Here is an 8,431-nt window from a genome sequence, read left to right on the forward strand (position 1 = left end):
AAGATCAGAGGATAATCCTAAAAAGGAATTTAACTAATACCCGCCAGGATATACAGGACGCGGTTTATTTGTTTTTATGATTATCACAGATCCAAAAGTTTACTTTACTTTAAGATGTTTCCTGGCAAATTATACCTAACTTTACGGGATAGTGTGTTCGCCTGAAAGTCCTGTCCTGCTCATAGGTTTTCAGAATATTTTCATCCTTTTACTGTTATGAGTAGCTCAGGCAGGTGGTGAATTATCGTTACGCATTGAGTGAGGGTATGCCATGTCAACGATTATTATGGATTTATGCAGCTATACCCGGTTGGGATTAACCGGTTATCTGGCAAGCCGCGGAGTGAAAAAACGAGATATCAAAGACGTATCCAGCGTCGGCGAGCTCGGCTCAGCCTGCGAGGCCTGGCGGCCCGCCGTGGTGTTTATTAATGAAGACTGCTTCATCCACGATCTCGAACAAAGTCAGCATATAAAGCAAATCATTAATCAGCATCCCAAGACGTTGTTTATTGTGTTTATGGCGATAGCAAATATCCATTTTGATGAATACCTGCTGGTGCGCAAAAACTTATTAATTAGTTCTAAATCGATTAAGCCTGAGTCGCTGGATGAGTTCCTCGCCGATTACCTAAATAAAGAAGCGAAGGGGCAGAAAGGGATTAATCTCCCTACACTATCGTTAAGCCGTACTGAATCCAGCATGCTGCGGATGTGGATGTCCGGCCAGGGAACGATTCAAATCTCCGATCAGATGAATATTAAAGCCAAAACGGTATCATCACATAAGGGTAATATTAAAAGGAAAATTAAAACGCATAATAAGCAGGTTATCTACCACGTGGTACGACTGACGGATTATGTCACCAGCGGCATCTTCGTCAATATGCGTTGAGAGGGCAAGCAGGCACTTACCCTCCAGGGCATGAGGGCAGTGATAGCGTTACGCCTGCATCTCTACAAATACCCCGTCCGGATGCCCTTTTTCATTAAAGAACCAGATGCCGAGCGGGTAATCATCAAGCGAAACCAGATACATTGTACCCTCATTAAACTCTTCAATGGCGAGTACGACACCCGGACGTCGCGGTCCCCCGTCCGTTTTAACTGTAACCCGATCGTTTACCTTCATTCTTTTCCTCCTGTCACAATTTTGCCAGTGTAGAACAAAACTCGCGGTCTGACAGCCCTGGCGTAGTGATTACTGCCTTTCTCTACCGTCTATACTGAGGGAAACGGCCTGTGGAGTCACGACGATGAAAACCTGCCATGAGAAAACGTTGAACAATGCTGAAGTTGACGCGCTGCTGGCCGCTATCGATCCCAGCGCCCCTGAGAAGCGCCCCGTCGATCGCGTGCGCAATGGTGAAGAGCAGTCGGTAGCCAACGCCTGGGAGCTAGATATTCACGACGGCAGCGCAGCGGAGCTGGACCGCTAAAAGAAAAAATCCCGGTCTGGGGAGACCGGGATAAAGCTTGCGTTTGCAAGAAGCACTTGAAAATTCGTTACACCAGGAAATCTGATGCGGATATGAATGTATATGCAAATTATTTGCGGTACAAGATAATATTCATCAACCTAATTATTATTTTGTATAACTGTTTTAAGACTAATGTATGAGAAGTCAGACGGCATCGCCTTTGGCGGGCTATTTAAATCAGGTATTGAAAGTGCATGTTTATTAATTTGAGACTTTTCTTACCATCCCGTTGCGCTAGCAAAGGAGCAGACCATGCCCGGCCTTAATGATACGCTGCTGGTATTTACCGATATCGACGGTACGTTACTTGATAGTCATACCCACGAATGGCAGCCAGCCGAGGCGTGGTTAACTCGTCTGCGTCAGCATGAGATACCCGTTGTCCTATGCAGCAGCATGACGGCTGCGGAGATTGTAGCGATCCAGAAAATGGTAGGGTTACAAGGGCAACCGTTTATTGCTGAGAATGGCGCGGTGATCCAGCTTGATACGCGCTGGGAGGCACGTAAAAACGAGCCCCGACTGCTTAATGGTGCCACTCACGATCAGATTATGACCGTTCTGACGCCGCTACGGGAAAATGAGGGGTATAAATTCACGACTTTTAGCGATCTTGAGGTCGCTGCCCTGGTTGAGCTAACCGGTTATACGCCCGCTCAGGCGAGCCTGGCCCGGCTGCATGAAGCCTCTGAGACGCTAATCTGGCGTGATAGCGACCAACGGATGGCAAAATTTGATGCTGACCTGAATCGCTTTGGCCTGCGCCTTGTCCAGGGCGCACGCTACTGGCACGTTATTGACCAGCGCGACGGGAAGGATCAGGCGGTAAATTGGCTGACGCGCCAGTACTGCCAGCATGAGGGCAAGCAGTACACGACCCTGGGTCTTGGTGATGGCCCAAACGATGCGCCCATGCTGGACAACGTCGATTTTGCCATTGTGGTGAAGGGGTTTAACCGCGATGGTGTGACGCTACGCAACGATGATCCCTCTCGGGTCTATCGCACCACTCAGACCGGCCCCGCAGGCTGGCATGAAGGGCTGGATCACGTGTTCGGCACATCCTGAATAGGGTCAACCGCGCAGACGCGGTTGCGCCCAGCCCACTTGGCCAGATAGAGCCGTCTGTCTGCCACCATCTGTAGATATTCAAAGACATAGCTCTCGCTCGGCTCAGCGCTGCTGACGCCCAGCGAGGCGCTAATGCGCACCGTCTGGTTATTGTGGACAAGGATCTCTTTACGGCCGATACGTTCGCGTATCCGCTCCGCAATGCGCTGCGCCTGGAGCAGCGTGCTTCCCGGCAGAACGATGCAGAACTCCTCCCCACCGACGCGCCCGGCCAGATCTTCTCCCTCGATACAGCCCCCAATTAGCCGTGCGGCCTGGGTCAGGACTAAATCTCCCGCCTGGTGACCATAGTGGTCGTTAACGTTTTTGAAGTGATCGAGATCGAGCTGGATCACCGAGAACGGCCTGTGCTGCTGCTGACACAGCTCCGCCAGCGCTTTTGCCCGTTCAAACAGTGCGCCGCGGTTAAGCAGTCGCGTCAGGGGATCGTGCCACGCCTGCCACTGCAACGAGTGCTGCATCGCATACATATTATTTACCATGCGGCGAATGACGATCCAGGAGCTGAGCAGCATCGTGGTAAACAGCAGCCACAGCAGCGCCAGGGCAATGCTGATGGTGCCAAAATCACCCTGCAAGCCTTCGCGTAGGGTATGGATGCGTAGCAGCAGCCCATCAAAGCGGTCGAGTTTCTGCCAGACGACATAGGATGGGCCAAGTCGCAGGCTGCCGCTATTGCTTTGGGTTATTGCCTGCATCAGCGCCTGGCGCTGCGCCGGGGTAAATGCCCGCGGCTGCACGCCCGCAGGCAGCGAGGTGACGACCTGCTCAAGTTGGTTATTGTAGAGCTGGTACTCCCCCTGCTCTTCATCCCTGAGCGCCTCCTCCAGCAGCGTCTTTACCGACGAGAAGGCATAGTCAATTGCCAGCACGCCGTACCAGTGCTGGGCATAGTCCAGCGGCACGCTCACCGTCACTATCGACGCCTGCGGGTCCGTATGGTGCGCCGAGGTAAACCAGCGTACGCCGCGAAAACGGTTAGCATGGTGAGACTGCCCGGTAAACGAGGGCTCTGCCAGCAGGCTCTCATAGCGCGTAACGCTCTCCGCCGACACGGCTGAGGGTTGTGAAGAGAGGAAAAAGCCCGCGCGTGAGACATACCATGCGTGCTTAGGCATCGCCGGTAGCGCTGTGGCAAGACGCATGATATAGCCCACTTCCAGCGCGGCGGTCATCTCATTATGCATCTGTGGATCGTCACGGCTAAGCAGAGGATGGCGAGCAACGAAGTCATCAGAAACGCCGGTAATCGGCAGCGTGCGCCGCTGATCGACGCTGATGCGCCAGAAAGGCTGCTCGCGCTGCTGAGCAAACTCACCCTGCACGTTCCTTAACACCTCTGAGGTCAGCGGCGTCTCCACCGCTGCCCTCATCGCATTACGGAAGAACAGCAACGCGTTAACCCCGATCTCCATCTGTCGATCAAGCGCACTGGAGACTTTGTCGAGGGTATTACGCTGGCTGGCAACGTACGCATCCTCCAGCACCACTACCTCGCGCCAGGTCAGCAACGTTGAGCTGACCAGCACAATCACAAAGCAAAGATTAACGACGCGAGCAGGCACGAAATAGTTGCGCATGCTATTCAGCCGTGACGAGCCTGTGGCAGCGGTAGAGGGTGGCACGACGTCTCCATGGTTTTAGCTGAAGTTATCCAGTCACTACAATCCCTATTATCGGCACGCCGCTGCCAGACTTCATATCGGGCCGGGGCAGATAACTAGTGGGCGGCTCCGCGCAGACGCGAGATGCCCTTCACCAGTCCGACGACAATCAGGCCAATAATAAAACCGAGCACCAGGTTTGCCAGCGTTGGCAACGTCGCGGCGATTACCGCGCCCTGCTCTGCGGCAAAATGCTCGATGGCATGGTGCAAGGGCGCAATGCCGTGAACCACGATGCCGCCCCCCACCAGAAACATTGCCAGCGTACCGACGATCGACAGCACTTTCATTAGCCAGGGGGCAACCACCAGCAATCCTTTACCAACGGTTTTTGCCAGCGCGCCTGGCCGCTCTACCAGCCAGTAGCCCATATCGTCCAGCTTAACGATGATCCCCACCAGACCATAGACGCCCACCGTGACCAGCATGGCGATACCCGACAGCACCAGCACCTGGTTAAGCAGCGGCGCATCGGCCACAATCCCCAGCGTGATGGCGACAATCTCTGCCGACAGGATAAAGTCGGTACGGATCGCCCCTTTCACTTTATCTCGCTCGTACTGCTTGGGATCCTGTTTCGCAATTGCGTTTAGCCGCTCCTGCGCCTGCTGGGGATCCTCTTTATGCTTGCGGGCGTGCAGGCTATGCAGCACCTTCTCTACTCCCTCAAAGCAGAGAAACGCCCCGCCGACCATCAGCAGCGGCGTAATGGCCCAGGGAATGAAGGCGCTGATCAACAGCGCCAGCGGGACCAGGATCACCTTGTTTAGCAAAGAGCCTTTGGCCACGCTCCAGACCACCGGCAGTTCGCGGTTGGCCCGCACGCCGGAAACCTGCTGGGCGTTGAGCGACAGATCGTCACCCAATACGCCCGCGGTCTTTTTAGCCGCCAGCTTGCCCATCAATGAAATGTCGTCGAGCAACGTGGCAATATCATCCAGTAAGGTTAATAAACTACTTCCTGCCAAAATAAACATCCTTCTCTAGCTGCTGATAATAGGATGATTATGGAGCATAAAAGCCCATTGCGTAAATTTATCCTTAACGTCAACAAATCTTTAACATTACAAACACAATTAATTGCTCGCCAGTCTGATTGTTTTGGCGTTTACTCTATGCGTCATTTCAATTTTGTCGTGAGGGAGTATGCGTTTCAGGCAGCTTTTACCGCTTATTGGTGCGCTTTTTGCGCTCTACATTATTTGGGGTTCCACCTACTTTGCGATCCGCATCGGCGTCGAGAGCTGGCCGCCGCTGATGATGGCCGGGGTACGCTTTTTCTCTGCCGGTCTCCTGCTGATCGCCTTTTTGCTCATTACCGGCCACCGTTTGCCCTCCCTGCGCCCGCTGCTTAACGCAGCGCTGATTGGAGTTCTGCTGCTGGCGGTGGGTAACGGCATGGTGACGCTGGCCGAGCATCAAAATGTCCCGTCCGGGATTGCCGCCGTGGTCGTAGCGACCGTTCCGCTCTTTACCCTCTGCTTTAGCCACTTCTTCGGCATCGCTACGCGCAAGCTAGAGTGGTTTGGCATTGCCATCGGCCTGTCGGGCATTGTGCTGCTTAACAGCGGCGGTAACCTGAGCGGTAATCCGTGGGGAGCGGGCATGATCCTCATCGGATCCCTGAGCTGGGCTTTTGGCTCTGTTCTGGGTTCGCGCATCGAGCTGCCCAACGGCATGATGGCCGGGGCGATTGAGATGCTTGCCGCAGGCGTGGTGCTGCTGGCCGCCTCCGGGCTGACCGGCGAGCGGCTCACGGCGATGCCAACGGCCTCTGGACTGCTGGCCGTAAGCTACCTGGCGATTTTTGGTTCGATTATCGCCATCAACGCCTATATGTTCCTGATCCGCAATACTTCGCCTGCGGTTGCTACCAGCTACGCCTACGTTAATCCGGTGGTGGCCGTGCTGCTGGGGACAGGGTTTGCCGGTGAAAGCCTCTCCCCTATTGAGTGGCTGGCGTTGGGGATTATCATTCTGGCGGTGGTGCTGGTCACGCTGGGTAAGTACCTGCTGCCTGCTCGTCCGACGGTTACGCCGTGCGGGGCGGAGAAGTAGCCAAGCCGCAGGCCTGAATGCCCCGGGTGTCGATCTGCGCGGCCGCCCCGCCGCCGCAGATCCACTCTTCAAGCCGCTCGCTAAGGTCCGCATCGCTCAGCTTCGCCCGTCCTCGGATCGCACACTCCCAGACAATCAATACTCGCCAGCCCTCGGCCAGTAGCTGGGCGCAGTCGCGCCGGTCGCGTTCGACGTTTTTACCAATCTTCTCCAGCCAGAACTCAGTGCGCGTGGCCGGGACCTTAAACAGATAGCAGTCATGATGGTGCCAGAAGCAGCCGTGAGTAAAAATAACGCATCGGTAGTCATCGACAACAAAGTCCGGCCTGCCTGGCAGCGCCGCATCCTGGACGCGAAACGTCAGCCCGCACTCGGTTAGCAGCGCGGCAAGCCGTTTCTCAATGGCCGTATCACGCGTGCCGATGGCGCGCATATTTTTGCTACGCGTGGCTTTATCGTGCACGTCTGCCATGTTCTTCCCTCATTGCTGTCTGCCTGGCTCATAATAGGGTAATAATTTTAGCAGTAAGGCCAATAGTGGGCTGATTTTTTTAAGGTACTATGAGATTATTCTCGTCGTTATTAATCCAAGATGTAGTTTAAGTACTACCCTCACTCTTCTCGACACCATTTTGCTCAGCTGACTCTCGCTGAGCTTTTTTTTGCTTTTTTACCAGTCATTTTCCAAATAAATAAAACCACACCAAACATTGAATAAAAATATAACAAAACATCACCAACAGAAATAAAAACAACCGAATCCATTCACCCCACAAATAACAAATGAAAATGAAACGTTTAGCAATAAATAATACCATTTGCTTACATCATTCTTTTAAAAATAAATGAACTTAATCGCTAGTATCAGGACTGCAACTCGGGTATTCCACAACCATTTACATAAACTATAATTTATAGGACATGGATAATGAAAAGAAAAGTATTGGCAATTATTGTCCCGGCATTATTAGCCGCGGGCGCAGCACATGCAGCCGAAATTTATAACCAGAACGGTAACAAGCTCGATCTGTACGGTAAAGTCGACGGGCTACACTACTTCTCTGATGATAGCAACGTTGATGGCGATCAGACCTATGTCCGTATGGGCTTCAAAGGCGAAACCCAGATCTCTGACCAACTGGTAGGTTACGGCCAGTGGGAATATAACGTGCAGGCTAACAACACCGAAACCAGCGGAAACCAGAGCTGGACCCGTTTGGCCTTTGCTGGCCTGAAAGCAGGCGATGCCGGCTCCTTTGACTATGGCCGCAACTACGGCGTGCTGTACGACGTAGAAGCCTGGACCGATATGCTGCCTGAGTTCGGTGGCGACAGCTATTCTAAAGCTGATAACTTTATGACTAACCGCGCCAACGGTGTGGCGACCTACCGCAACGACAATATGTTTGGCCTGGTCGACGGTCTGGCATTTGCCGTGCAGTACCAGGGCAACAACGAAGACGCTGGCAACGGCAACGAAGGTACTGCCAGCCCACGTGATGTTCGCTATGAGAACGGCGACGGCTGGGGTCTGTCCACCACCTATGACATCGGCAGCGGCTTTAGCGTAGGCGCGGCGTACGCTTCATCCGATCGTACTGCGGATCAAACAAATCTGGGCAGTGCAGCCGACAGCCGCTATGCCGGCGGCGATAAAGCAGATGCCTGGACCACCGGTCTGAAGTATGATGCTAACAATGTTTACCTGGCGGCGATGTATTCCGAAACCCGCAATATGACCCCATACGGCAGCACCGATGACGGCGATCTTGGCGGTATTGCCAATAAAACGCAGAACTTTGAAGTCACCGCCCAATATCAGTTCGACTTTGGCCTGCGCCCAGCGGTCTCTTTCCTGATGTCTAAAGGCAAAGATCTTAACTACAACGGCTCTAACACCGACCAAGACCTGGTGAAATATGCTGACGTAGGTGCAACCTACTACTTCAATAAAAACATGTCTACCTATGTAGATTATAAAATCAACCTGCTGGATGACGACGATCAGTTCTATCAAGACGCCGGCATCGCCACCGACGATGTTGTCGCGCTGGGTCTGGTTTATCAGTTCTAAAAACAGTTATAAAAATAAAGCCC

General features: G+C 53.2%; 9 protein-coding genes. 5 read left to right on the forward strand and 4 right to left on the reverse strand.

All coding sequences use genetic code 11. The annotated features are described in order from the left end of the window. Positions 1-271: 271 nt before the first annotated feature. On the forward strand, positions 272-895 hold the full coding sequence (rcsA, locus tag FN633_RS10230; RefSeq protein ID WP_154057623.1) for a transcriptional regulator RcsA: 624 nt from the start codon (positions 272-274) through the stop codon (positions 893-895). 48 nt (positions 896-943) lie between these two features. Here the strand turns inward: rcsA and dsrB are convergent, their stop codons facing one another. Next, positions 944-1,132, reverse strand: a complete 189-nt coding sequence (dsrB, locus tag FN633_RS10235) for a protein DsrB (protein ID WP_042391444.1) — start codon at positions 1,130-1,132, stop codon at positions 944-946. 124 nt (positions 1,133-1,256) lie between these two features. Here dsrB and FN633_RS10240 point away from each other — a divergent pair, with 124 nt between their 5' ends. Both FN633_RS10240 and FN633_RS10245 read left to right on the forward strand, forming a co-directional pair. Then, positions 1,257-1,439, forward strand: a complete 183-nt coding sequence (locus tag FN633_RS10240; protein ID WP_154057624.1) for a DUF2525 domain-containing protein — start codon at positions 1,257-1,259, stop codon at positions 1,437-1,439. 294 nt (positions 1,440-1,733) lie between these two features. Then, the gene (locus tag FN633_RS10245; protein WP_154057625.1) at positions 1,734-2,549 is read left to right on the forward strand and encodes a mannosyl-3-phosphoglycerate phosphatase-related protein; all 816 of its coding nucleotides are present in this window, start codon (positions 1,734-1,736) and stop codon (positions 2,547-2,549) included. Here FN633_RS10245 and dgcQ read toward each other — a convergent pair. Together dgcQ and FN633_RS10255 are read right to left on the reverse strand one after the other, a co-directional pair. After that, the gene (dgcQ, locus tag FN633_RS10250) at positions 2,528-4,192 is read right to left on the reverse strand and encodes a cellulose biosynthesis regulator diguanylate cyclase DgcQ (protein WP_154058901.1); all 1,665 of its coding nucleotides are present in this window, start codon (positions 4,190-4,192) and stop codon (positions 2,528-2,530) included. The genes FN633_RS10245 and dgcQ overlap by 22 nt on opposite strands. Positions 4,193-4,332: 140 nt before the next feature. Further along, positions 4,333-5,253 (reverse strand): DUF808 domain-containing protein, encoded by a 921-nt coding sequence (locus tag FN633_RS10255; RefSeq protein WP_208674031.1) that lies wholly within the window; start codon positions 5,251-5,253, stop codon positions 4,333-4,335. A 169-nt stretch (positions 5,254-5,422) separates the two neighbouring features. On the opposite strand from FN633_RS10255, the gene yedA reads away from it, so the two are divergent. Beyond that, positions 5,423-6,334: a drug/metabolite exporter YedA gene (gene yedA / locus FN633_RS10260; protein ID WP_154057627.1), complete on the forward strand. Its 912-nt coding sequence runs from the start codon at positions 5,423-5,425 to the stop codon at positions 6,332-6,334. Here the strand turns inward: yedA and FN633_RS10265 are convergent. Beyond that, positions 6,309-6,806 (reverse strand): very short patch repair endonuclease, encoded by a 498-nt coding sequence (locus tag FN633_RS10265; RefSeq protein ID WP_154057628.1) that lies wholly within the window; start codon positions 6,804-6,806, stop codon positions 6,309-6,311. The genes yedA and FN633_RS10265 overlap by 26 nt on opposite strands. Before the next feature lie 456 nt (positions 6,807-7,262). On the opposite strand from FN633_RS10265, the gene ompC reads away from it, so the two are divergent. Continuing rightward, a complete protein-coding gene (ompC, locus tag FN633_RS10270; protein WP_154057629.1) occupies positions 7,263-8,408 on the forward strand; it encodes a porin OmpC in 1,146 nt (381 codons plus the stop codon). Positions 8,409-8,431 lie beyond the last annotated feature (23 nt).

The sequence above is a fragment of the Pseudescherichia vulneris genome, assembly GCF_902164725.1.
In the GTDB taxonomy this organism is placed as follows: Bacteria; Pseudomonadota; Gammaproteobacteria; order Enterobacterales; family Enterobacteriaceae; genus Pseudescherichia; species Pseudescherichia vulneris.

Excerpts from the sequence above, each read along its gene's own strand:
- rcsA (WP_154057623.1), top strand. The coding sequence starts at position 272 with ATGTCAACGATTATTATGGATTTATGCAGCTATACCCGGTTGGGATTA.
- dsrB (WP_042391444.1), bottom strand. The coding sequence starts at position 1,132 with ATGAAGGTAAACGATCGGGTTACAGTTAAAACGGACGGGGGACCGCGA.
- FN633_RS10240 (WP_154057624.1), top strand. The coding sequence starts at position 1,257 with ATGAAAACCTGCCATGAGAAAACGTTGAACAATGCTGAAGTTGACGCG.
- FN633_RS10245 (WP_154057625.1), top strand. The coding sequence starts at position 1,734 with ATGCCCGGCCTTAATGATACGCTGCTGGTATTTACCGATATCGACGGT.
- dgcQ (WP_154058901.1), bottom strand. The coding sequence starts at position 4,192 with ATGCGCAACTATTTCGTGCCTGCTCGCGTCGTTAATCTTTGCTTTGTG.
- FN633_RS10255 (WP_208674031.1), bottom strand. The coding sequence starts at position 5,253 with ATGTTTATTTTGGCAGGAAGTAGTTTATTAACCTTACTGGATGATATT.
- yedA (WP_154057627.1), top strand. The coding sequence starts at position 5,423 with ATGCGTTTCAGGCAGCTTTTACCGCTTATTGGTGCGCTTTTTGCGCTC.
- FN633_RS10265 (WP_154057628.1), bottom strand. The coding sequence starts at position 6,806 with ATGGCAGACGTGCACGATAAAGCCACGCGTAGCAAAAATATGCGCGCC.
- ompC (WP_154057629.1), top strand. The coding sequence starts at position 7,263 with ATGAAAAGAAAAGTATTGGCAATTATTGTCCCGGCATTATTAGCCGCG.